The following is a 24,223-nucleotide window of genomic DNA, read 5'->3' on the forward strand; positions in this document are numbered from 1 at the left end:
CCAACAAGGTGGTTATTGCCGCAAAGAAAACATTCACAGTAATGGCAAAAGCAAACAGCTTTACATAATTAAGTAAGTAATTGGTGCCATATGACGGGCCATTTAAAAAGGCCGTGCTGTTGCAAGTAATGGCCAATAAGTTGTTTATGGCAACCAGTAAATATGTAAAAGCCCTCTTCAACACTCTTTTAAAGATTTAACAACACCAACAACAAAGCTACAATGGCAGGAACACCCTGCTTAAGCAAGATAGACTTCGATGCCGTGAAAGCCCCGTAAACCGCGGCTACAATTACACACGATAAAAAGAATAAGGCAATGTTGACCGACCATTGAACATCAGCTATGAATAACGACCATATTAAACCTGCCGCTAAAAATCCGTTGTACAATCCCTGGTTAGCGGCCAGTACTTTGGTTTTTTCAAATAAATCGGGTGGTATAGAAGTAAAGGTGGCCTTGCCTTTGGTAGTCCAGGCAAACATCTCTATCCATAAAATATACAGATGCTCTACGGCTACCAAACCTGCCATTATTGATGAAAGTGTTTTCATATAGATTAAGGTTTTGTGTTGCTTAATTTAACACGCTACCGCAAGTTTAGCGTAGCATAACTTGCGGTGATTAGAGGATTAAACTTTTAGCTTAACCGGCAGGTGAAACCTGCAAGCACGTAAGCCACAAGTTACAAACTTGCGGCAGCACGGTCGCAGGGTCCTCTCCGAGAGACCCTGCTGAGACAAAATTATTTATGCGGTACGAATTTGCCAACGGCAAGGTAGTCTGAAGACTACCGGCATAGACATTCGAAGTTATAAACTTCGAATAGCCAGTTGGTTTTAACTTATTATTCTTTTTATAACTAAGGGCTGAAATATTTCATCGTTATTTTCTTCCAACTGTTGCCCTATTTGACATTCTATAGTTACTTTATACGCCGCATCTCCAAAGTAGACTACCTGTCTACTATTATTATCTCTTACTGATAACTTTTCTATTCCCTCTTGAGGTATTTTACCTTTAAGTTGATTAAACACCAATTCATCAAAGTCAAAAGTGACTACGTAACTTGTCTCTTCAATTTTTACAGAACTTGAAAAGGAAAACATATTTGAGTCCAATTGTCCAATTTGCGTTATCGGGACATCTGGAAAAAACAAACTATCAAATTTGTCGAACCCTAATCTTTGCAAGTGAAGTCCTAAGTCTTTTGCCAGTTTGGTACTGTTCAAATTAAAGACATTCGGTGGGGCTAATATCTTTTTCAAATTATCCCAATACAAAGGAATTGCCTGAACAGGAAATTGAATTAAGGGTTTCACATACAGTATATTGTATAAAACAAACTCCCTACCATTACATAGGGAAAAATAATTAGCCCTTACTTCATTATGAATTGCGTACGAGTAAGCTTGTTCAACATGATGGGATTTAGTAATAGATTCTGATGGAGATTTTGCATCTAATATCCAAGCTGGCTTATCATTTACTTCAAACAAATAATCAGGAGTTATATAAACATCCCTCCGTTTTGAGCCTATTGAGACAAATGGATGCAATAGGTTTCTACTTCTGATGACTTGATAAGGTTTGACTGCTGAATATCCCAAACCCTTAATAATAGGCAACACAACTTCTTCACGTACGGAATCTTCTTTAAACTCAGGATCATTTAAAAGGTTAAAATCAAACTCTTTCAAAACATTAAAAAGTCTCTCTTCTTTCATCAAAAAATACTAATCTAAAAAGTTTAACTGTTACTCCTCCTCACTCCCATCCATCACACCCTCCGCCTGCTTAAAATTACTCCTTACAAAATGACACCAGCTACATTCGGGTTTGCCGCAGCCGGTGGCAAAATCGTGGGCCATAATTTTTTGGTAGGTTTCGGTTAGTTGGCGGGTTACGGTGGTTTCGTCGCCGGGTATAATCACAATTTTTTCTTTGTGGTACTCACCCTCGTTTATGGGTTCAATAAAATCAAAGGTGGTGCCGGTTACCTCCCAATCTTTGTGGCGGTCGGCATCTATGAGCATTTTATAAAAAACAGCCTGGCGCCAGTAGTCGCCGCCGTTGGGGTTATCGGTGGTGGGGCGTATAAACTTTTCTTTGGCGTATTTTAACTTGCCGGTTTTGTAATCAACAATGGTGGCTTGTTTGCCGTTAAACTCTATCTTATCCAAATGGCCTTTTACCGGCACGCCGTTTATTACTATGTTGCGTACGGGCAGTTCTACCAGGGCAACCTTGTTCCAGGTGGGCAGGTTTTGCTCGTAGTACGCCGGTAGTATCTTGTCGCCATAATCCATCCGCAGTTTAAAATCTTCTTTGGTAAACGAGTCACGGCTACGCATCATAAACCAACGGAACTCGCGCATAAAATCATCAGTGCCCGCAAAAAGCTTGTCCTCACTCTTAATCATCTTATCAAACACCTTATACAACGCATTATGCACCGCCGAACCAAAGGCCATAGCCGGACTTTTACCTGCCGGTACGCGTATGAGGTTTTGGAAATAAAACTTCAGCGGACAATCGAGATAAGCATTTAAATGCGTAACCGACAGCACATACTTTTGCAGCAACTGGTCAATGTAGTTTTTGTCTAACAGTTGCACCACCGGCTTATCGGCTTCGCTAAACTGGGTGGCCATGTAGCTCATCAGCGCATCGGGGTGTACCTGCGGGTATTGCACACGCAGGTGGGTGGCGGCCAAAATTTCGCCTACAAATTGCGAGGCTTCCTGCTCTTTATCGTTACGGTCTTTTACGGTGTACGATATATTGAGGCACTGCTTGGCGCGGGTAATAGCCACGTAAAACAACCTGCGCGATTCTTCTTGCTGGGCAACCTCGTCGTTAGTGCCTTGCATCAACGTATCAGGGAAACTAAAGCCGTTGTTGCGCCCCTTGGCATCCCATATACGTTTATTGCAGCCAATTAAAAACACGTGCTCATACTCCAGGCCTTTTGAGCCGTGGGCGGTAACAAAGTTCACTCCATTATCGGCGTGTATAACCTGGTTTAACTCCAAACGGATGTTGTTGCGCTTCATGAGGTCGATGGTAAGGATGATGTCCTTCAGCTTGCCCTCGGGATTTTTGCGGGCTTCATCGCGCACAAAATTAAACAGGCTGTTGAGCACCTCCATGTGCCAGCCCTTATCGGGCTGCTGCATAACATACCGCAGTATACCCAGCGATGTAATAATATGCTGAAACAAAACCTGCACCGTAAAACTCATGGATACTTTGAGCAAATCTTCAATACCTGCAACTAAATTGCGCAGAGGCTCTTTATTATCAACATCAAACAGGTTACCCTGTCTTGGCCCCTGCATTTCGGTTAAGTAACGGCGTATGGAGGTTTTTTGATCATCGGCCAGTACCTTGTAATTAGCTTGCGCTACAGCTATACTAACCTTGGCAATCTCAATAGGCTTAATGTCGAAAAAATCATAGTGCATGATCTCGAACAGCAATTCATCGCCACTGTAAGGCGAATCAATTTCCATGGCCAGGTACTCGAGTATATTGATGATCTTTTCGCCAAAGGGCAGGGTAAAAATATCAATTTTACGACGGGTGTTAACCGCTATCTTTTTGGTATCGAGGTAGTGTATAAGCTGCTCAACCTGGTTATGGTTACGGTAGATAACCGCAATTTCGTTAGCCTCGACGCCGCTGCGTACCAGGTCTTCAATTTGGTAGGCTACATCAACCAGCTCATGGTCGGGGTTGGCATACTCGCTAATGATGGGTTCAACCGTTTTGAGGCTGAACCGCGAGTTTGCGGCCTGCAAATTTTTATCTAAACGTAGCTGACTGGTTAAACGCTCATTGTTATTACCGATCAACGCCCTCGAAATATCCAGAATGGTTTGGTTAGAGCGATAGTTTTGCTTGAGTACTACGGTTTTAAGGGTATCCACATAATCGCCCGCAAAATCGAGGATATTTTTCATGTTGGCACCCTGAAAACGGTAGATCGACTGATCGTCGTCGCCCACTACAAACACGTTGGGCGTGTCCCAGTAGCTCAGCATAAACTTTAACAACTCGTTTTGCGAGCCGCTGGTATCCTGAAACTCATCAACCAAAATATATTGGTAACGTTCCTGGTAACGGCGCAGCAAATCTTCGTTATTGGCAAAGGCACGCAACACCCACATAATCATGTCGTCGTAATCGTAGCGTTTGGCTATGTCGAGGCGGTTTTCATAATTATCAAATTCGTTTACGGCGCTTAGCAGCTTATCCATTTTTTCTTTGGCGGCTGCAATGTCTTTTTCTTTAGGATCACCTACTTTAATCCCTTTTGAGGCATTGGGGCGTTTGTAGGTAAATTCTTCACGGTTGGGCAAATCGTCGATGTACTCTTTTACGGCCTGCTCAATAAACGCTGGTGTCCAGTTTTCCCGTTTCATGGTACTAAACAGGCTTTTAAGCCGTGGCACATCGTAATAAATGTCACCTGTAAAGCGCTTTAGCAAATGGTCTTTGCCAAAACTGTCTACCAGTTCCCTGAACAGCATGGCCGAATCTAAATCGGTCAATGGTTCGAGGCCCAGTTTGCCAAAGTGTTCGAGGTTTTCCTGTATTATATCGTTACAAAAGGCATGGAAGGTGTATATGTTAATGCGGTAAGCATCGGGGCCAATAAAATCGAACAAACGCTTGCGCATGGCCACTGCACCGGCATCGGTATAGGTTAAACAGAGTATTTCGTTAGGCTGGGCATCGGTATCTAATAATATTTTGCCAATGCGCGCGGCCAGTATCTGGGTTTTGCCTGTACCGGGGCCGGCAACTACCAGCACAGGGCCATCCAGTTTGTTTACGGCGGCTAACTGCTCGGGGTTAAGCCTGGTTAAAATTTCCTGAAATTTTTGATTATAACGTTCGGCAGAAGGCTGTATCATGGTAAGGGTAAAGGTACGGAATTTTGTAACCCCCTCTAAATCTCCCCCGGGAGGGGAGACTTAAAAAAATACCTTTTATGATTTTAAAGCCCTCCCTCCCGGGGAGGGTTGGGTGGGGTTTATAGATATTTCTCCCCCATATACTTCACCGAATCGGCGATCATCTCCTTTAATACTTCCAAATCCACATCGGCCAGCTTTTTTATGTAGATGCAGGCCACGCTTGTTTTATGCTTACCCAGTTTGGCCAGCAGTTGTTCTTTACGCGGAAAATCCATAGCCAGGTAAAGCGTAAGTGCATTAGCCCTTGGCGAGAAGCCTACCCGTGGGGCGTCTCCTTCGCGGCCGCTTTCGTACTTGTAATGGTAGCTGCCAAAACCCACAATGGCCGGTCCCCACATTTTGGCGGGCAGGCCGGTTGCATTGCTCATCAGGTCGATAAGCTTAAAACTGTCGGCACGTTTGGTTTCGTCGGCAACGGTATTGATAAAATCGGTTACGCTGGCTTGGTTTTCAATGGTTTGGTTAGGCTTGGCCATGTTTTTGTGATAAAAAATGCAATTATTGTAAAAATAATTAAACGTCGAACATTACCGTTAAAAAAGCATTGACTACAATTAATTAATACTATTTTTATAACATTACGCCATGTATTGGTACGAAGACGAGGTTAAACGCCTCGAGAGAGACAGATTAAAACTAAGCTACGAACCCGAAACGCTATTTTACGGCAGTTCGAGCATACGTTTATGGGATAGCCTGTATCAGGATTTTGCTCATTTAAAGCCCGTTAACCTGGGTTTTGGCGGTTCGACACTGGCCGCCTGTGTTTGGTTTTTCGACAGGATAATGACGCCCTATAACCCTAAGCGGTTAATTGTATACGCGGGCGACAATGATTTGGGAGATGGCCGCCACCCCGAAGAGATTTTCATATTTTTTCAGCAATTAATGGTAAAAGCGCACGAGCATTTCGGCGATATCCCGTGTTATTATGTGTCGCTCAAGCCAAGTCCGGCGCGCTGGCAAATTGCCGATAGCTTTAAGTACGCCAACAACTTAATTGAAAGCGAAATTGTGAAGCAGCAAAACAACTGGCGTTTCATTAACATTTTTAAAGCCATGCTTGATAACAATGGCTTACCACAAAAACAGTTTTTTGTTAATGATGCCCTGCATTTAAGCCCTGAAGGGTATGAAGTTTGGAAACAGGTGATCAATACCGCCATACACCCCTGAAATTGATTAACAGGATGTTGATATGCAGGTAATATTGAGTATGGATATTTCTACAATATAAATAAAAGTTACCCCCCGCCATGGAAAGAGCATATCATAAATGGTTTAGCCCGATATTGCAACGAGATATGGAACTGCTCGTATTCGGCCATTCGGGCAGAGCCGTTATTTTCTTTCCAACACGTATGGCCCGCTTTTATGATTATGAAAACTGGGGCGTAATAGGTGCCATGCAAGACCAGATCGAAGCCGGCGAACTGCAGGTTTTTTGTGTAGATAGCATTGATGCCGAAAGTTTTTACAACAAAGCCCAACCGCCCGCGGCGCGCATAACAAGGCACCTGCAATACGAGCAATATATTTTAAAAGAAGTGGTGCCCTTTATTAAGGAGCTCAACAATAACAATTACCTGGTAAGCGCAGGTTGCAGCATGGGCGCTTATCACTCGGTTAATATAGCCTTCAGGCATCCGCATATATTTAAAAAAGTGGTAGCTATGAGCGGGCGGTACGACCTTACTATTGCCCTGCCCTATTACGACGATCTGTTCGACAGTTTCCACAACGAAGAGATTTACTTTAACATGCCCCGGCAGTATATCCCTAATTTGGAAGATGGTGATTTGCTGGATAATTTGCGCCAGATGGATATAACCATAGTAATAGGCCGCGACGATCCGTTTTGCCCCGGCAATGAAGCTTTTGACATACAGCTTTGGGAGAAAAACATACCTCACCAGTTTTATATTTGGGAAGGCAATGCGCATAAACCCCGCTACTGGCGGCAAATGGTAAAACTGTACCTATAAAATATTGTTTACCTTACAAATTATTTAAAAGCTGTATCAACCTATAAAACAAACAAATTATGGATACTTCACTTATCACCACCAGCACTTCATTAGAGGGTTACAAAATTGTTAAACATTTGGGCGTAGTACGCGGTATAACCGTGCGCAGCCGTAGTGCCCTGGGTAACATCGCCGGTGGCTTTCAATCGCTTTTTGGTGGCCGCTTATCAATTTATGTTGAATTGTGCGAGCGTACCCGCGAAGAAGCATACCAATTGCTTGTACAACATGCATCGGCCATTGGTGCTAATGCCATTATCAATATGCGTTATGATGCTAACGAAGTAATGTAGGGCATTACCGAGGTATTGGCTTATGGTACTGCTGTTGTGGTAGAAAAGGATGCTTAATCTTTGGATAATACTTCCGGTACTGAAATTCCGAATACAAAAAGGGCGTGATCAAAACCACGCCCTTTATCTTTATACTTCTTTGCACTTACTGCTAAGTACTCAATATTAATATCTGTAATACTCCGGTTTAAACGGACCATCAACTGTTACGCCAATGTACTCGGCCTGGTATTGGTCAAGTACTTCCAGCTCTACGCCAATTTTGGCTAAGTGCAGGCGGGCAACTTTTTCGTCGAGGTGTTTAGGCAGGGTGTACACTTTGTTTTCGTAAGCACCAGCGTTTGTCCAAAGCTCTAACTGAGCCAAAGTTTGGTTGGTAAACGAGTTTGACATTACAAAGCTTGGGTGACCGGTTGCACAACCTAAGTTTACCAAACGGCCTTCGGCCAGTACAATTACGTCTTTACCGTCAATGGTGTATTTATCAACCTGTGGTTTAATTTCAATTTTGGTATTGCCATAAGCGCCGTTTAACCAGGCCATGTCAATTTCGTTATCAAAATGGCCAATATTACATACAATGGCTTTGTCTTTTAACGCACGGAAGTGTTGCTCGCGTACAATGTTACAGTTACCGGTTGCAGTAACCACAATATCAGCCTCGTCAATAGCGGTTCCCAGTTTTTTAACTTCAAAACCTTCCATAGCAGCTTGCAGGGCACAAATAGGATCAATTTCGGTAACAATAACACGAACACCTGCATTACGCAATGAATCGGCCGAACCTTTACCCACATCACCATAACCGCAAACAACTGCTACTTTACCAGCCATCATAACATCGGTTGCACGACGGATAGCGTCAACCAACGATTCGCGGCAACCGTATTTGTTATCGAATTTTGATTTGGTAACCGAATCGTTAATATTGATAGCCGGCATAGGCAGGGTACCATTTTTTACGCGCTCGTATAAACGGTGTACACCGGTGGTGGTTTCTTCAGATAAACCTTTGATGGCAGCAACCAGCTCAGGGTATTGGTCTAACACCATGTTGGTTAAATCGCCACCGTCGTCTAATATCATGTTTAACGGGTTGCGCTCTTCGCCAAAAAACAAGGTTTGCTCAATACACCAGTTAAACTCTTCTTCGGTTAAACCTTTCCAGGCATAAACAGATATACCGGCAGCAGCAATAGCGGCAGCGGCATGATCCTGAGTTGAAAATATATTACATGACGACCAGGTAACCTCTGCACCCAAAGCAACCAGTGTTTCAATTAACACAGCGGTTTGAATGGTCATGTGCAAACAACCGGCAATGCGGGCACCTGCTAATGGCTGCGATGCGCCAAACTCGGCACGTAAGGCCATTAAGCCCGGCATTTCGGCCTCGGCCAGTTCTATTTCTTTGCGGCCCCATTCGGCCAGCGACATATCTTTTACTTTGTATTTAACGTAAGTGGTCTCTACTGATGACATACTTTATTTATTTTGAAATGCAAAAGTAGTTAATAACGAGGTGTTAAACAAGTTGCAAACTTTAAGAAGCAAGAGTACGGAATCAAGAATACAGATAAAAGCTTATATAATAACAAAGCCTACATAAATGCAGGCTTCGTTTAAGTCCATTCTTGATTCTTGGCTCTTAATTCTTGACTCTCTCTTAATTCAGGCTCAAGTACTGTTTCGGGTTAACCGCCCTACCATTTCTGCGTACCTCATAATGCAAATGCGGGCCGGTTGAGCGGCCGGTTGAACCAACTTTACCAATTAACTGGCCAACATTAACTCTTTGTCCTTCACGCACGTTAATACGCGATAGGTGGCCATACCAGGTTTCGAGGTTATTGGTGTGACGAATTTTGATGCAGTTGCCATAACCACCAGCACGGCCACTAAATATAACCCTGCCACTTGCGGTGCATTTTACAGGGTCGCCCATTCGGCCTTTAAAATCTAACCCCGGGTGAAACTCACCACCGCCACCACCAAACGGGTTACTGCGGCCACCAAATACCGAACTTAAACCGGCTACCCGTGGGTAACCCATAGGCATTTGCGCAATGTTATCAACCAGTTTATCTAAATAACGGTTATAACGACTGTACAAATCAACGTGAGCAGCTTTATCGTCGGCTTTTGATGATGAAGATTTATTGGCTTTAAAAGCAATGCTGCGTAACCCCCTTTTACTCAGGTAAGAGTTTATTTTGCTGAGTTTTGATTGTATGCTTTCGATATAAGTAAGCGCCTTGTTGCTCGTACTATCGTTGGAGGCCGATATAAGATCCAGCTTTTCCGAACCCTCACTCAACTGATCTTGCAGGGCTTCTACCTGTGCGGCTAAACGGTTGTTTTCGGCCTGTTGTAAAGATGCTTTTTTATTTAACTGAAACACCGTTACCATTAACACGGCAATCAACGAAAAGCAAACCGCTGTTATGGTTTTTATTCGGGTAAAATAGAGCGACTTCACTTGTGCCAAACGTTCGCGCAAGCCGGGATTATTCAAAGCACGCTCCCTGCTTAAATTATTACGTTTAAAGTTCATTCAATAGCTTACTTAACTTTTTAATTAATTGGGGGTTCGACCTAAAACCTTTTTGTGGGTTTGCATGTTATACATGCTTAGCCAGCTCAAGGTTAAAATCAAACGTCAAGATAGTGTTAATATTTTGATAGGTGCAAATATTTTGTTCAGGTTTTAATATTTTTGCAACTCAAAATTAAATATAACGCAATGTATCCAGAATATTTAGTAGCTCCGATGAGGGCTGATTTAACCAACGCCGGCTTTGCCGAGTTGAAAGATGCCGAAGAAGTAAAAACAGCTATTGAAAGCGAAGGAACCGTATTTGTAATGGTAAATTCGGTTTGTGGTTGCGCTGCTGCCATGGCGCGTCCGGCCGCTAAACTTGCCGCACAAAACGCCAAACACCCTGATAAATTGGTTACTGTGTTTGCAGGCATGGAAAAAGAAGCGGTTGACGAAGCCCGTCGTTTGATGCTACCTTACCCACCATCATCGCCTGCAATGGCTTTGTTTAAAGATGGTAAATTGGTTCACATGATCGAGCGCCACCAAATTGAAGGCCGCCCGGCACAAATGATTGCCGACAACCTGATAGATGCTTTTGACCAGTACTGCTAACCTGCATTTAAAACATATTGAAGAGATCCGGCCCACAAAGCCGGATTTTTTTGTTTTCGGTTAAAAATGCGGATATTGCAGCTTAGTAATTTTACGCTGTTAACCATTATATGATTTTGAACAAACCTTTAGCTTTTGCGCTGGCAAGTTTTTGCTTTGCAGCCATTAGCATGCAAGCCTTAGCACAAACCGAAGAGAAAGCAGCCGAATCGGCCAACTTTAAGATCTACCGCGCCACCCCCGAAAAAGTAAACGACCTTATTCACACCAAACTTGATGTACGTTTTGATTATAAAAAACGCTTTTTGTATGGCAAAGAGTGGGTAACCTTAAAACCACACCTATACCCAACCGATACCTTACGACTTGATGCCAAGGGTATGGATATTAAAACGGTTGCCGTAGTAGTTAATGGTAAAAACACCCCGCTTAAATTTACTTATGATAGCCTCTCGCTGGCCATTAAGTTGGATAAAGTTTACCGCAATACCGATAAGTATACTATATATATAGATTACACCTCGAAACCCGACCAGTTAAAAGCAGTGGGCAGCGCGGCCATAAGCGATGCCAAGGGTTTATATTTTATTAACCCCGATAGCGCGGTTAAAGCCAAGCCGGTACAAATTTGGACCCAGGGTGAAACCGAAAGTTCATCGGCCTGGTTTCCAACCATTGACAAACCCAATCAAAAAACTACCGAAGAGGTTTACATGACCGTGCCGTCAAAGTACGTAACCCTGTCGAACGGTAAGCTCATCTCGAAAAAAAACAACGGTAACGGCACCCGTACCGATTACTGGAAACAAGACCTGCCCCACTCGCCATACCTGTTTATGATGGCGGTTGGTGACTTTAAAATTTATAAAGACACCTGGAAAGGCAAAGAAGTAAGCTATTACCTCGAGCCTAAATATGCGCCATATGCTAAAACTATTTTTGGCTACACACCCGAAGCCATAGAGTTTTACTCAAAAACTTTAGGTGTTGATTACCCTTGGGCTAAGTATTCGCAAATTGTAGTTCGCGATTACGTAAGCGGGGCAATGGAAAACACATCGGCCACCCTGCATGGCGATTACGTACAAGGTACTGCCCGCCAGTTTTTAGACCGCTACTACGCTACTTCGCCGGGTGAAAGCACCGTGGTGCACGAGCTATTCCACCAATGGTTTGGCGATTACGTAACTGCCGAAAGCTGGAGCAACCTAACCGTAAACGAATCATTTGCCGATTTTAGCGAAACCCTTTGGGCCGAATACAAACACGGCAAAGATGAAGGTGATGCCCACATTAACAGCGACCGCAGGCAATATCTGGGCAGCGCCGATGCTGCAACCAAAGACCTGGTGCGTTTCCATTATAATGATAAAGAGGATGTATTTGACGTAGTTACCTATCAAAAAGGTGGTTCAATATTATATATGTTGCGCAACTTTTTAGGTAACGAGGCTTTTTACAAGGGCTTAAACATCTACCTTAAAACAAATGCCTTTAAAAACGGCGAAGCTCAACAATTGCGTTTAGCGTTGGAAGAAGCCAGCGGTAAAGATTTAAGCTGGTTCTTTAATCAATGGTATTACAATGCCGGTCACCCGGTGTTAAATATTACCTATAACTGGGATGCCAAAAGCAAAACCCAGTCGGTTTACCTGCAGCAAACCCAAACCGATAATGCGTTTATATTGCCAATGGCGGTTGACATTTACACAGGCGGCAAAAAAGTACGCCAAATGGTATGGATGCGCGACAAAACCGACACACTTACATTTAAACTTGATGCCAAGCCAGATTTGGTAAACGTTGACGGTGATAAAATGCTGTTGGTTAAAAAGACCGATAACCATACCCCCGAAGAATTTGCCTACATGGCTGCACATGCACCGCTTTATTTAGACCGCTATGAGGCCTTAACCTGGGCCGAGGGTCAAAAATCCAATAACGATATTGCACGCCAAATCATCACCTCGGCGCTAAAAGATAAATATTATGGCCTGCGCCTTAAAGCTTTAAAAGCACTTAAACTTACTAACGAAGACGTTAAAAAAGCAGCAGTTCCTCTGTTGGAGACCATGGCAAAAAGCGATGCCAATAATTTGGTTAAAGCAGGTGCTATAAACGCCTTAGCTACTTTAAAATCACAAAGTAATGTAGCTTTATTTAAACAAGCGTTAACCAGCCAATCATACGCGGTACAGGCAGCAGCCCTTAACGGTATGAGCCAGCTTGACCCTGCGGGTAGCCTTGCCTTAGCTAAGGGGTTAGAAAAAGACAGCGAAGGCGAATTAGCTCAAACCATCCTAAATACCTATGCTACCAACGGCACCGATGCCGAATGGCCATATGTACTTAATAAATTTGAAAATGCCGATGTACAAGGCAAATTCAGTTCGATGCGTAATGTGGCTGCTTATATTGGCCGCTTAAAAAGCTCGGAGTATGCCCAGCAAGGTATTGAGCAAATAAGAAGTACCGGCGTGCGTTATAAACAATATGGCATTACCCCGGCACTTATTAAAGTACTGGAAGGCATCAAAGCGCAACGCAGTGCCGATGCAGCATCGGTTAAAGCTATTGATGCAGCAATTAAAGACCTGCAATAATTATAAATAAGGCTTAAAATTAACGGCTGCCTTTGCGGGCAGCCGTTTTTGTTTGAGTAAAATGCAGCTTTAAGCTGCGGCAACAGTTGGTAATGTATAATAGTAGTAGTAAAACCCGTTAGCTACAAACAAGGCACAAGGTATGCTTGTTATATAGTTCTAAATCTTGAAAAAACTTGTTTGGAAAAAGCACAAAACATCTCCACGACTTAAAAAAGTCAATATTGTGTTTCTTTAGAAGGTCAGTTAATACACTATTTACATAGCGATAGTATAAAATTAATAAATAATTTTATAAATTCTTACCTCTTTTATAAAAAATATTATTTTTTTATTCCAATATTCAAAAAACTGTTACTAAATTACCCAAACTGATTTAAACCATTTAATTTAAAAATACAATTTCAAACTGTTTATGTACAATTCGGCGCATTTTAATGATTATAACGCCATAAGTGGCGTGTGGGACGAGATGTATAGAGACAATTCGACCATACGTGAGCATTATCAAAAGGTAATTTCTTACCTTTCTAACGAGTCAACCGATAATCTTAATAAAAAAGAAGAGCTTGCCCGCAGGCTATTCATGACCCAGGGTATCACTTTTACGGTTTATAATAGCGGCGAGGGTATCGAAAAGATCTTCCCTTTCGATATTATTCCACGCATTATTACCGGCCCGGAGTGGAACCTGGTTGAAAAGGGTATTAAGCAGCGGCTTACAGCGCTCAACCTGTTTTTAAAGGACGTATATCACAACCAGTTCATCATTAAGGATGGTATTGTTCCGATAGATGTAATTTACTCGTGCCCACATTTTTTGCGCGATATGTATAAACTCAATGTGCCTTATGATATATATGTGCACATTGCCGGCATCGACCTTATACGCGACGAAAAGGGCGATTTCTTTGTACTCGAAGACAATCTGCGTACTCCCTCGGGCGTGAGCTACATGCTGGAGAATCGTGAAATTACCAAGCGCCTCTTCCCCGATCTATTGCCCCAGTGCAACGTGCGCAGTGTTACCGAGTATCCAACTATTCTGTATAAAAACCTCATGGCCTTATCGCCAAGGCGAATTAGTAACCCAACGGTGGTATTGTTAAGCCCCGGTATTTACAATTCGGCCTACTTTGAGCATACAACCCTTGCCCGCTTAATGGGTGTTGAACTGGTTGAAGGGCGCGATTTAGTAGTGCATAACCACAAGGTTTACATGAAAACTACTACCGGCCTGCAACAGGTTGATGTAATTTACCGCCGGGTTGACGATGATTTTCTCGATCCGCTCGTATTTAACCCTACCAGTGTTTTAGGCGTAGCCGGTTTAATGAGTGCTTACCGTAAAGGCAACGTTGCCATTGTAAATGCCATAGGCAACGGCGTGGCCGATGATAAGGCCATTTACAGCTATGTGCCCGACATGATCAAGTATTACCTTAATGAAGAGCCTATCCTCAAAAACGTGCCCACGTACCAATTACGTAATGATGATGAGCGCGAGTTTACTTTTTCCAACATCAACACCATGGTAGTAAAACAAACCAACGGAAGTGGTGGCTATGGTATGCTAATGGGGCATGCCGCCGATGAAAAAGAAATAGAAGACTATAAAAAAGAAATACTGAAAGAGCCGCGCAACTTTATTGCCCAGCCAACCATCAGCCTTTCGGCAGCGCCGTGTTATATACAAGGCATGTTACAGCCGCGCCGAATTGATTTAAGGCCTTACGCACTTTGCGGCCCAGATGGTATTGAGATCGTGCCTGGCGGATTAACCCGTGTGGCATTAAAAGAAGGCTCGCTGGTGGTAAACAGTTCGCAAGGCGGGGGTAGTAAAGATACCTGGGTACTGGTTTAACCCCCCCGGCCCCCTAAATGGGGAGCAGAGTTAGGATAATTAATTTATAAATATTGAAAAAATCCCCCCTTTAGGGGGTTAGGGGGCATATGTTAAGTAGAGTAGCAGCAAGTTTTTACTGGATGAGCCGGTACATTGAGCGGAGTGACGGTATTTTGAGGATGTTGAAGATCAACTATGCATCGTCTCAAGATGCCGTGCGCGAGTTTACCTGGGAGCCGGTTATACGAATATATTCGGGCGTTAATGATGGCCTTAGTGCCGAGTTGCACAATGATAGCCGGGCAGTGCTATCATACATGGTAAGCGGGCGAAACAATCCGAACTCAATTTTAAATATGATTACGCTGGCACGCGAAAATGCCCGCAGTGTTCAGGAGCACATCACCCGCGATTTATGGCAATGCCTTAACGAGTACTATCATACCATTAAAGATCCATCCATCAACCAGCGTTTAATGGACGATGACCCCATTAGTACGCTTGATGTACTTATTAAGCAAATTATGTTGTACTACGGTACCGCCGAGGTTAGCATGGAACGTGGTCAGGGCCGGAGTTTTATGAACATTGGCAAATTTTTAGAGCGCAGCATACAGGCTGTTGATATACTGGATGTAAAATTTGGTTCGATCAACGCCAACCCCGATTTGCTTACCGACATTACTTACTGGAAACATCTCTTACAATCCATAGGCGGTTATGAACTTTACTTAAAAACCTACCGCGATGGCATTGAAGCTCAAAACGTAATGGAACTTGTTATTCTGAACACAGATTTTCCACGTTCGGTAATATATGGGGCAAACAACATTCACCGCTATTACGAACGCCTTAAAACCGAAAGCCATGTAACCAACCATCGTGACATTGCATTTCAGATCGGCAAACTGCAAAGCTTTATTCAATACAGTTCGGCGCAAAGCATAAGGCAGGTGGGCCTGCATCAATTTTTGACGCAAATACGGCAAGACTTGTTTGCCATAGGCACCTCCATGAACGAGCGTTATTTTGCAAACTATTAATCCCTCAAGCCATGCCTGAATTTAAAATACAGCATATTACCCGTTACACCTATGAGGGTATAGTGCGCGACAGCGCCAACCAGATCATTTTGTTTCCGCTAACCGATGTGGCCCAGGAAGTATTAAAACACGACCTAACCATTACCGGTAATCCCACAGTTGATACCCATACCGATTACTATGGTAACGAGGTGGGCAGCTTTACTTATCTTGAAAAACACAGCCGCCTGGTTATCAATTCAGAGGTACTGGTGGTTACCCACCCTAAAGAACTGCCACCCGATACATCTCCGGCTCAAGAGCAATGGCAAAAGCTTAATTCATTGCAATACATTGTGCCTTATATTGATTTCCTGAAACCGGAATATTTTGAAGCACTGCCCGAGCTTATTAACAGTATTGAGCAACAAAAACAGGAAGGCGAAACGCCCTACCAAACCGCGCTGCGCTTTACCGAATATATTTACAATAACTTTGATTACGTGCCTGGTGTAACCACAGTTGAAAGCACCCTTGATGAGGTATGGAAACTAAAAGCCGGTGTTTGCCAGGATTTTGCCCACCTGCTTATACAAATACTACGCCTGCTTAAAATACCTGCGCGTTATGTAAGCGGCTATATATGCCCTAATCACAACGGCATGCGCGGCGAAGGTGCAACACATGCCTGGGCCGAAGTTTACATCCCCGATTACGGCTGGATAGGCATAGACCCGACTAATAACTGTGTGGCCAATGAAAGGCACGTAAGACTGGCTGTGGGGCGCAACTTTTCAGATTGTTCACCGGTTAAAGGTGTTTACAAAGGTAACTCGGGGCATATGCTGGAGGTTAAAGTAAGCGTTGAGTACCGCAACCAGGCAATGGCCCAACCCGAAGACCCTATTGCAGCCGACAGTTTCATACAAGCTACCGAAGCGGAACCCTTTACCACCAACAGTTACCGCCGCTACCAGGAAATTATGCTGATGCAGCAACAACAGCAGCAGCAATAGCACTCTCTCTAAAACAATATCAATAAAAAAACGGCCAACATAATTATGAAGGCCGTTTTTTGTTTACTCATATTTTTTAGTTGCTACGGAGGGGGCCGCCGCCCATGCCGCCACCGCCCATATCATCCGGGCTGCCACCACCATTGTCCTGGTCCTGGTTCTTTTTCTTCTTCTGTTCAGTACCGCCGCCGCCAAAACGGTATGACAGGGTGAATGAGATGGTACGGAATGAGAACCTGCGGTAAGACTCGGAAGTGTAAGGAATAGTTACCGAGGTATTATTAATAATAGAGCCGAATTTACGGGTATTGAATACATCGCGCACGTTACCGCTAATGTTCAGCGCTTTGGTAATATCATAGCGTACGCCACCATCTAAACCATACATAGCTTTGCTGTAACCTTGCGCTATAACCTGCTTGCCCTGGTAATCGCCGCGTACTTGTATACCTAATTTTTTAACAGGCTTAATGTTGGCGGTTAAGTTACCATTAAAAGCATAGCCCGATGTTGACTGAACAAACAATGCAGGGTCGCCTTTAATGTTGCGGTAATACACGTTTACGTTACCGGTTAAATCTAACTTTGAGGATGCCGTTAGTTTGGCAATTAACTCATAACCAGCATTGGCCGCGCTGTTAATGTTATCAAACCGGGTTATGGTACGTACCGAATCGAGCGGCAAACGCACCTGCTGAATATTTTGGTTGGTATAACGGTAATAAACCGATGAAGTTAAGGTCAATGCATTCCAGTAGTTCATGTAACTTAACTCAAAGGCGTGTGTATCTTCAGGCCTTAAGTTAGGATTACCCTGCTGGTAGTTCAATGGGTCGCTACGGTCAAGAAACGGGTTAATTTGTCTGTCGCGCGGGCGGCTAACACGACGGGTATAGCTCAATTGCAAGGTTTGATTTTCGGTAAGCTTATCGCTTAAAAATATGCTTGGATAAACCCTGAAATAATCCTGCTTAAACTCATCGGTGGTACCTACCAAACGGCTGCGGATGTGCGCATCCTCTAAACGTACGCCGGCCTGCACACCAAACTTGCCAAACTGGCGCTGGTAGTTGGTATATATAGCATGAACCTGCTCGTTATAAATTAAGTGGTTTGAGCGTGTAGGATCGAATAAAAACTGGTCTTGCGTTTTATTAACTAAAGCAAAAGCGCGGTAATCATTATCATTACGATTAAAGGTGCTGCGGTAACCGGCTTCCAGTTTACTTTCTTTGCCTAAAGGCATGGTATAATCGGCCTGAAAGTTCAGGTTACGCTGGCGGCCAGTGGTGTAGTTATTTTGCTTAAAAGCACTATCAGCACGAGCCGATGAATAGAAATTATACAGCGTGTACAGATTTTCGTCGCCGTCTTCTTTTTGTGTTGAATAGCCTACGTTAGCAGTAAGCTCCTGGCCTTGTTGTTTGTATTTATGGCTAAAATCGGCATTCAAGTCAATGTTATTACCCGAGTTGCCGGAGAAGTTGTTTTGGGTAAGCCTTTGGGTAAGTGCATTTTTAGTGGTGATGCCTGTACCTCCATTTTGAAAACGGTCGCGGTCGCGGATGTTAATATTGTCTGATAATGTCAATACCGTTTTAGGATCAAGGTTAATATCGATACCGGTACGGATGTTATGTGAGTTGAATTTAAAAGTTTGGTCTGATTCCTGGTTTTGAAAAATAGCATTGGCCGTACCCGGGTAAGTGGTACGGTTAGTATAGCCGTTGCCAATACGGTTGGCCTTGCGGTAGCTGTAATTACCAAACAAATTAACTTTTGAAGTTTGATAAGCAAGGTTCAAGCTCGCATTCTGCGTTTTTTGATTGCCCACTGTACCGGCTACCGAGCCATTGAAGCCTATCTGCGCATTACGTTTTAATATGATATTGATGATGCCCGATTGTCCCTCGGCATCGTATTTTGATGATGGGTTGGTAATGACCTCAATGTTTTCGATAGCACTGGCCGGAATAGATTGCAGAATGTCGGCCACGCTACCGCCCGATATGGCAGATGGTTTACCGTTTACCAGCACGCGTACATTATTTGAACCACGCAAGGCCACGTTACCTTCTACGTCAACCTGTACCGAGGGTACGTTGGTTAACAAATCGGTTGCCGAGCCGCCCTGGCTAACCAAACTTTGATCAACGCTGAATACTTTTTTATCGGTGCTGAGCTTGATCTGGCTGCGTTGGCCGGTTACAACCACCTCTTTAAGCACACCTTTGGCAGGCTTAATTTTTACCAAACCAAGTTGTACCGTTTTATTTGAGGGAGAGATTTGTATACCCTCTTGTGTAAGGGTAAGATAGCCTAAAAAAGTAGCCTTAAAAGTATAGGCACCATCTTTAAGTCCGTCAATTTTAAAATTTCCGTTTAAATCGGTTTGGATGCCTTTAGTGGTATTATCGGCTTTGTTTGTAACGCTTACGCTGGCAAAATCAAGTGGCTGGCCGGTATTGCCGTCAACCAGCTTGCCGGTTACGGTACCGCCCGTTTGCGCTGCTGCGTTTATAGTGAAAAAAGTAAGTAAAATTAAAAGTGTGTGTTGTATAACCCGGAAATTCATCCGGCAAAAATCCCCTTTTTAATTTTACCGCTGTAATAAGGCTTGTAACTTTATTGCTAACTAAGCGGATAGTTATGGTAATTTTTTTATTACCAATATTTTAACTGTTTAAAAAACTTTGGGTCAGGCCTTTTTAACTGTTGCGGCCAGTTCTTTCATTTTAGGCACTTTATCATAAGCTTTAACCAGCTTGCCGCTATGGTTATAAATAGCTATGTACGGCGTCATTTTAACATTGTAATAGTTAATAATGGCGTAGGAATTTTCCTCGGTACCTACGGTTAAATTTTTATAAGCCGATAAACCAAAATCGCGGTGAAAGCCTTTTACCAGTTTGTACATAGCATCGGTTATCATCACGATCTGGATGTTCGAAAAATCCTTCATCTGTTCTTTCATATCGTACATTAATTGCTGGCAATGGCTACAATCCGGCGAAAAATAGATAATCATAACTGGCTGGCCTTTTTTCAAATTGGCCTGGGTACGGTAATTACTATCGGCAGTTAATATTTTGTACGTTGGTATTTTGTCGATTTTGCTGTTGCTTTTATTTTGAGCCTGAGTACAGGCAGTTGCTATAACTAGGGTCAGCAAAAAAAGTATTCTTTTCATTTGATGTAGGCTCATTTTTATAATTCCAGTAACTCTAACTGCCAGGCAATATGTTCATCAGTTATAGGGTACAATGCACCGTTGGCCAATGTTTGATATACCGCCTCGAACAAATTTAGATAATTACCTTTATGCGAAGATATTTTTTCAACAGTCTTTTCGTTATCAAGCCTCATATTTGTGAGTATGCCTTCGCTGCCTTCGGGCTCTACACCGTAACCCTCATCTGTGGGTTTAATGGCTTTGTCTAACTGGGCTTCCTGCACATCTACCCTATCTTTTATAAAGCTCCCGGCAGTGCCATGCACAATAAAGGAAGGCACGGGCTGCGCTATTAATAGTCCCGATGTTACGTTTACCACCAACTGATGCGGGTAAGTTAAGCGAAACGAAAAGTAATCAACCACCTCCGACCCTTCGCGGTGCGAGGCGGTAAACTTAGTTACGGTTAGTGGTTTTCCAAACAAACTAATTACCTGATCTAACAAATGCGGCCCTAAATCATACACCAATCCGCTGGCTTCGGTGCACACGGTTTCTTTAAAAGCTTTAGGGCTTAACATAGGTTTATACCTGTCAAACCTAAAATTCACTTCTATCAATTCGCCTAAACGGCCACTCTCAATTACCTCTTTTACCGAGAGGAAATCGCTGTCCCAGCGGCGATTTTGATAAACCAGTATGTGCAATCCTTTTTTCTTAGCAATATCATACAGCTCCAGCAATTGTGCCGATGTGGCCGTAACCGGTTTTTCTACCAATACATGTTTACCGGCTAATAAGGCTTGTTTAGCTTGCTCATAATGCAACTGGTTAGGCGTATTTACAATAATGAGTTGAATTTCTTCATCATTGAGTATTTCATCTACGCTATCATAACTTATTACATCAGGGTAATATTCCTTAACATTTTTCTTACTGCGCTCAACCACGGCTTTAAATTGAAAGCCCGGATGCGCGTGTACAAAAGGTGCGTGAAAAATACGGCCCGACATGCCAAACGACAATATTCCGGTTACAATAGGTGATGACATAATGCAAGTATACAGTTTTAGTTGAGGAGATAAAAACTTGATAAAACAAGCATTGCGAGGCTGAAGGATCTCCGCAGAGATTACTACACCGCTAACCCTTAGATAAGAAGTTTTTGTCGTCTCCCAGCTTCGGGGCGAAAGCGGGGCAGCACACGACGGCCTATGTGCGGGAAGGGGCCTTTTAGATTTTGCTGAAGCGCGGGGTAAGCGGGAACGAAGTAGGGCAAAAGCTAAGCAGCCCGTGGTGCTGCCCGGCTTTGCAGCGAGGGGTTTGTGCGACAACGAAGCTTAGGGAGGTGACTTGATTTTGGTTCTTTCATCAAGGAAAGAACAAAGAGCCTCCGCGGCTCAGAAGCGGTAGATGAGCGATAGGCTAACCACCTATTTAAACAACATTGCGAGGCCGAAACACCTCCGCAGAGATTGCTTCGTCCCTCGCAATGACGTTATTTTTTAAGCCTTCCATCCCGGGAAGGGTTGGGAGGGGCTGTTTATCTTCCTACCCCACATTCCAACTCATCACCCATACCAATAGGCGAGCCATCGGGCATATCTAATGATTTGGCCGGTTGAAATTTATCCGGATCGTTTTCAAATTGTTTTATTTGCGACAGGCCGTATAACAAGTTAGCCTTGTTCATAGCTCCGGCTGTTAGGGAAGCATTGTACATCCATTTTTTCAACTCATCTATTTTTAGTAAAGCAATACTGCGCACGTTTTCGGGTGCCTGGGTAGTAGCGGCAAGTGTTAGCAGTTGCTTTAAGGTAAGGTTGTTTACCATGCGCTGCAGTTCGCCTTTATAGCCTACAGCTTGTGGTGCTTTCCAGGTTTGGGCAATCAGCTTATCTAATACGGCAATTAAACCGGGCTGGGTATTATCACGCGATTGATATTCCACCAGCCTTGCTGCCCTTTGCGGTTGCAGCATAAATGACAAAGTTGTGCTTGCAGCTGATTCGGCAGCACCAATGGGGTCGAACGTTAAACCGGTGCGCGATTTAAACAGTTCGCGCGTGCGCGGATAACCAACCGGACGCGGCGGTATTTTAGCAATCAAGGTTTCGGGTAAGGCCAGCGCATCGGGGGTAATGGTTCCTATTAATGCATCAAAGGCTTTCCATTGCTGGGCGGCAGGCACCATGCGGGTTATGGTTTGTCCGTCGTTTTTAACAGCATAGGTATAATACAATCCGCCCAACACTTTTGATGCCGCCTCAACCTGGTAACGATGAATGAGGTACATGGGTACCAGCACCTCTTCAATGGTGGCCATAGGTGCGTTTTCATGAATGCTTTTTTCAGAAAACGTACTTATTACACGTTTGCGTAGTACCATTAAACGGTTAAGCTCATCGGCGGCATCTACACCACTATCCCACAGGTGGGCTTTAGGGTGGGCGCTACCAGCCGGGCGCGAATCAGCATCGGCAATAAATACCTCGCCTTGCTTAAGGGTTTCGGTCAGGATATTTTTAAGCGCTTTGGCTTCGTCGGTTCCCGCGGCAAAATCGGTGTAACCGTAAATAATAGCACGTTTATCCCAGCTGCCAATTTCGGCGGTGTAGGCATCGCTCAGGTCAATAGTTCCATCAGCTTTTAACGTAACAGTTGGCGGCGGGTAATCCATAACAGAGGCACGTTTATTGGTACTGGCAACGTAATTATGGTACAACCCCAAAGTATGCCCAACCTCGTGTGCGGCCAGTTGACGCAAACGGGCAATAGCCAATTTCAACATCTTATCGCTCACCGGCTTGCCATCTTCATAAGGCTGTACCAGCCCTTCGGCTATTAAAAAGTCCTGCCTATCGCGCAGGGAACCTAAGGAAACCTGTCCTTTGATAATTTCGCCGGTACGCGGATCAGTAACCGATGAACCGTAAGACCAGCCCCTGGTTGAGCGATGTACCCACTGGATCATATTATAACGGATGTCCATAGGGTCGGCATCATCGGGCAGTACTTTAACCTGGAAGGCATTTTTGTAACCGGCTGCCTCAAAAGCCTGGTTCCACCAGGATGCACCTTCAATTAATGCGCTACGCACAGGCTCGGGCGCACCACGATCAACATAGTATACAATGGGTTCAACCGCTTCGCTCACCGCCGCTTTAGGGTCTTTTTTCTCAAGACGATGACGGTTTATAAAGCGCTTTACAATAGGTTGATCTATTGGCGTAGCAAAATCCATGTAATCGGTACTAAAAAATCCCGAACGCGGATCGAACACCCGTGGCTTATATTGATTATCGGGCAGTTGGATGAAGGAGTGGTGCATACGCACGGTCACAAAAGCGGCATCGGGTGTAACCGAACCAATTTCGCGGCCTGCCGGGCTGCCAGCCAGTGTAATGGTGGCTTCCATCTCGGTATTTAACGGAAAGCTTTTGGTGTTAGGCAAATATATAGCCGAGCGCGTTTCATCGGCACGATAAGCGCCTTGGCCCGACCGGGTGAGGCTGGTGCCCAAACCGTGACTGTCGCGCATCAGGAAGGGGGTCATATCTATTAAAACACGGTCGCCATCTATGGCTTCGGCCTTAAAGCCCCAAATGATAGATTGTGCAAAGGCTTCTTCAACCGAGCGGCGTTCATCGGCATTATTACTTACGGCACGGTAATCCTGATTAGGTTGAATGAGGAAAACCTTGTGGCCGCTTTTAATGAATTTAACAACTTTGGTATCGCCCAGTTGGCCACGGTCTAAACCTAAATCATTTGAACCCACGCCCGATGGAAGGGATTCTACATATAAAAACTCTTGGTTCAGTTTATTAATTTCGAGCAACAGGCGGCCGGTCTTTTCATCCCAAAACGTATTAAAATAGCCTTGTTGTTTGGTAAGCCCCTGGGTTTTGGCATCAATACCGTCGACCTTTTGTTGGGCAAAAGCACCGGGCCAGGCAACAGCTAATAATAAAAGTAGTGAGTAAAGTTTTTTCATCAAATAAGTTAATAGTTATTCAATAAAAATACTACTTCGACTCACCAATGCCAAATGTCCACAAAAAAAGGGAAGACTTTTCAGTGCTTCCCTCCTAATTGTTACAAT

The 24,223-nt window shown here is 43.9% G+C and carries 18 protein-coding genes; 8 read left to right on the forward strand and 10 right to left on the reverse strand.

What is annotated here, in order from left to right; all coding sequences use genetic code 11:
* Nucleotides 1-188 precede the first annotated feature (188 nt).
* The 4 genes from QE417_RS09750 to QE417_RS09765 form a co-directional block, all read right to left on the reverse strand.
* Nucleotides 189-554 carry a DUF1304 domain-containing protein gene (locus tag QE417_RS09750; protein WP_311949572.1) on the reverse strand — a complete coding sequence of 122 codons (366 nt, stop codon included), beginning with the start codon at nt 552-554 and terminating at the stop codon, nt 189-191.
* 285 nt (nt 555-839) lie between these two features.
* Complete coding sequence (locus QE417_RS09755) at nt 840-1,727, reverse strand: type I restriction enzyme HsdR N-terminal domain-containing protein (protein ID WP_311949573.1); 888 nt, start codon at nt 1,725-1,727, stop codon at nt 840-842.
* Nucleotides 1,728-1,757: 30 nt separating this feature from the next.
* The gene (locus QE417_RS09760; protein ID WP_311949574.1) at nt 1,758-4,922 is read right to left on the reverse strand and encodes an ATP-dependent helicase; all 3,165 of its coding nucleotides are present in this window, start codon (nt 4,920-4,922) and stop codon (nt 1,758-1,760) included.
* Between the two features lie 119 nt (nt 4,923-5,041).
* Nucleotides 5,042-5,461, reverse strand: a complete 420-nt coding sequence (locus QE417_RS09765; RefSeq protein WP_311949575.1) for a DUF1801 domain-containing protein — start codon at nt 5,459-5,461, stop codon at nt 5,042-5,044.
* Nucleotides 5,462-5,570: 109 nt separating this feature from the next.
* Between QE417_RS09765 and QE417_RS09770 the strand changes: the two genes are divergently transcribed.
* The 3 genes from QE417_RS09770 to QE417_RS09780 all read left to right on the forward strand — a co-directional run bounded on the left by QE417_RS09770 (nt 5,571) and on the right by QE417_RS09780 (nt 7,305).
* On the forward strand, nt 5,571-6,161 hold the full coding sequence (locus tag QE417_RS09770; RefSeq protein ID WP_311949576.1) for an SGNH/GDSL hydrolase family protein: 591 nt from the start codon (nt 5,571-5,573) through the stop codon (nt 6,159-6,161).
* An 80-nt stretch (nt 6,162-6,241) separates the two neighbouring features.
* Nucleotides 6,242-6,970, forward strand: a complete 729-nt coding sequence (locus QE417_RS09775) for an esterase family protein (RefSeq protein ID WP_311949577.1) — start codon at nt 6,242-6,244, stop codon at nt 6,968-6,970.
* 59 nt (nt 6,971-7,029) lie between these two features.
* On the forward strand, nt 7,030-7,305 hold the full coding sequence (locus QE417_RS09780) for a YbjQ family protein (RefSeq protein ID WP_311949578.1): 276 nt from the start codon (nt 7,030-7,032) through the stop codon (nt 7,303-7,305).
* Between the two features lie 165 nt (nt 7,306-7,470).
* Here QE417_RS09780 and ahcY read toward each other — a convergent pair whose 3' ends face one another.
* Complete coding sequence (gene ahcY, locus QE417_RS09785; RefSeq protein WP_311949579.1) at nt 7,471-8,787, reverse strand: adenosylhomocysteinase; 1,317 nt, start codon at nt 8,785-8,787, stop codon at nt 7,471-7,473.
* Between the two features lie 184 nt (nt 8,788-8,971).
* Entirely contained in the window at nt 8,972-9,859 is an 888-nt protein-coding gene (locus QE417_RS09790; protein ID WP_311949580.1) for a M23 family metallopeptidase, read from the reverse strand.
* Nucleotides 9,860-10,048: 189 nt separating this feature from the next.
* Here QE417_RS09790 and QE417_RS09795 point away from each other — a divergent pair, with 189 nt between their 5' ends.
* The 5 genes from QE417_RS09795 (at nt 10,049) to QE417_RS09815 (ending at nt 16,946) form a co-directional block, all read left to right on the forward strand.
* On the forward strand, nt 10,049-10,459 hold the full coding sequence (locus QE417_RS09795; RefSeq protein WP_311949581.1) for a BrxA/BrxB family bacilliredoxin: 411 nt from the start codon (nt 10,049-10,051) through the stop codon (nt 10,457-10,459).
* A 110-nt stretch (nt 10,460-10,569) separates the two neighbouring features.
* Complete coding sequence (locus QE417_RS09800) at nt 10,570-13,062, forward strand: M1 family aminopeptidase (RefSeq protein WP_376717523.1); 2,493 nt, start codon at nt 10,570-10,572, stop codon at nt 13,060-13,062.
* A gap of 415 nt (nt 13,063-13,477) precedes the next feature.
* Nucleotides 13,478-14,926, forward strand: coding sequence for a circularly permuted type 2 ATP-grasp protein (locus QE417_RS09805; protein WP_311949584.1), 1,449 nt, complete (start codon nt 13,478-13,480; stop codon nt 14,924-14,926).
* Nucleotides 14,927-15,015: 89 nt separating this feature from the next.
* Nucleotides 15,016-15,951: an alpha-E domain-containing protein gene (locus QE417_RS09810; RefSeq protein ID WP_311949585.1), complete on the forward strand. Its 936-nt coding sequence runs from the start codon at nt 15,016-15,018 to the stop codon at nt 15,949-15,951.
* Between the two features lie 11 nt (nt 15,952-15,962).
* Nucleotides 15,963-16,946 (forward strand): transglutaminase family protein, encoded by a 984-nt coding sequence (locus tag QE417_RS09815; protein WP_311949586.1) that lies wholly within the window; start codon nt 15,963-15,965, stop codon nt 16,944-16,946.
* Nucleotides 16,947-17,022: 76 nt separating this feature from the next.
* Here the strand turns inward: QE417_RS09815 and QE417_RS09820 are convergent, their stop codons facing one another.
* The 4 genes from QE417_RS09820 to QE417_RS09835 form a co-directional block, all read right to left on the reverse strand.
* Nucleotides 17,023-19,521, reverse strand: a complete 2,499-nt coding sequence (locus QE417_RS09820) for a TonB-dependent receptor domain-containing protein (RefSeq protein ID WP_311949587.1) — start codon at nt 19,519-19,521, stop codon at nt 17,023-17,025.
* Between the two features lie 123 nt (nt 19,522-19,644).
* Entirely contained in the window at nt 19,645-20,136 is a 492-nt protein-coding gene (locus QE417_RS09825; protein ID WP_311949588.1) for a TlpA family protein disulfide reductase, read from the reverse strand.
* 17 nt (nt 20,137-20,153) lie between these two features.
* Entirely contained in the window at nt 20,154-21,170 is a 1,017-nt protein-coding gene (locus QE417_RS09830; RefSeq protein WP_311949589.1) for a Gfo/Idh/MocA family oxidoreductase, read from the reverse strand.
* 491 nt (nt 21,171-21,661) lie between these two features.
* The gene (locus QE417_RS09835) at nt 21,662-24,115 is read right to left on the reverse strand and encodes a zinc-dependent metalloprotease (protein ID WP_311949590.1); all 2,454 of its coding nucleotides are present in this window, start codon (nt 24,113-24,115) and stop codon (nt 21,662-21,664) included.
* Nucleotides 24,116-24,223 lie beyond the last annotated feature (108 nt).

This window comes from Mucilaginibacter terrae (assembly GCF_031951985.1).
GTDB lineage: Bacteria > Bacteroidota > Bacteroidia > Sphingobacteriales > Sphingobacteriaceae > Mucilaginibacter > Mucilaginibacter terrae_A.

Coding starts and splice junctions, on each gene's coding strand:
- QE417_RS09830 (WP_311949589.1), bottom strand. CDS start 21,170: ATGTCATCACCTATTGTAACCGGAATATTGTCGTTTGGCATGTCGGGC.
- QE417_RS09815 (WP_311949586.1), top strand. CDS start 15,963: ATGCCTGAATTTAAAATACAGCATATTACCCGTTACACCTATGAGGGT.
- QE417_RS09825 (WP_311949588.1), bottom strand. CDS start 20,136: ATGAAAAGAATACTTTTTTTGCTGACCCTAGTTATAGCAACTGCCTGT.
- QE417_RS09760 (WP_311949574.1), bottom strand. CDS start 4,922: ATGATACAGCCTTCTGCCGAACGTTATAATCAAAAATTTCAGGAAATT.
- QE417_RS09810 (WP_311949585.1), top strand. CDS start 15,016: ATGTTAAGTAGAGTAGCAGCAAGTTTTTACTGGATGAGCCGGTACATT.
- QE417_RS09835 (WP_311949590.1), bottom strand. CDS start 24,115: ATGAAAAAACTTTACTCACTACTTTTATTATTAGCTGTTGCCTGGCCC.
- QE417_RS09770 (WP_311949576.1), top strand. CDS start 5,571: ATGTATTGGTACGAAGACGAGGTTAAACGCCTCGAGAGAGACAGATTA.
- QE417_RS09790 (WP_311949580.1), bottom strand. CDS start 9,859: ATGAACTTTAAACGTAATAATTTAAGCAGGGAGCGTGCTTTGAATAAT.
- ahcY (WP_311949579.1), bottom strand. CDS start 8,787: ATGTCATCAGTAGAGACCACTTACGTTAAATACAAAGTAAAAGATATG.
- QE417_RS09755 (WP_311949573.1), bottom strand. CDS start 1,727: ATGAAAGAAGAGAGACTTTTTAATGTTTTGAAAGAGTTTGATTTTAAC.
- QE417_RS09805 (WP_311949584.1), top strand. CDS start 13,478: ATGTACAATTCGGCGCATTTTAATGATTATAACGCCATAAGTGGCGTG.
- QE417_RS09765 (WP_311949575.1), bottom strand. CDS start 5,461: ATGGCCAAGCCTAACCAAACCATTGAAAACCAAGCCAGCGTAACCGAT.
- QE417_RS09795 (WP_311949581.1), top strand. CDS start 10,049: ATGTATCCAGAATATTTAGTAGCTCCGATGAGGGCTGATTTAACCAAC.
- QE417_RS09800 (WP_376717523.1), top strand. CDS start 10,570: ATGATTTTGAACAAACCTTTAGCTTTTGCGCTGGCAAGTTTTTGCTTT.
- QE417_RS09820 (WP_311949587.1), bottom strand. CDS start 19,521: ATGAATTTCCGGGTTATACAACACACACTTTTAATTTTACTTACTTTT.
- QE417_RS09775 (WP_311949577.1), top strand. CDS start 6,242: ATGGAAAGAGCATATCATAAATGGTTTAGCCCGATATTGCAACGAGAT.
- QE417_RS09780 (WP_311949578.1), top strand. CDS start 7,030: ATGGATACTTCACTTATCACCACCAGCACTTCATTAGAGGGTTACAAA.
- QE417_RS09750 (WP_311949572.1), bottom strand. CDS start 554: ATGAAAACACTTTCATCAATAATGGCAGGTTTGGTAGCCGTAGAGCAT.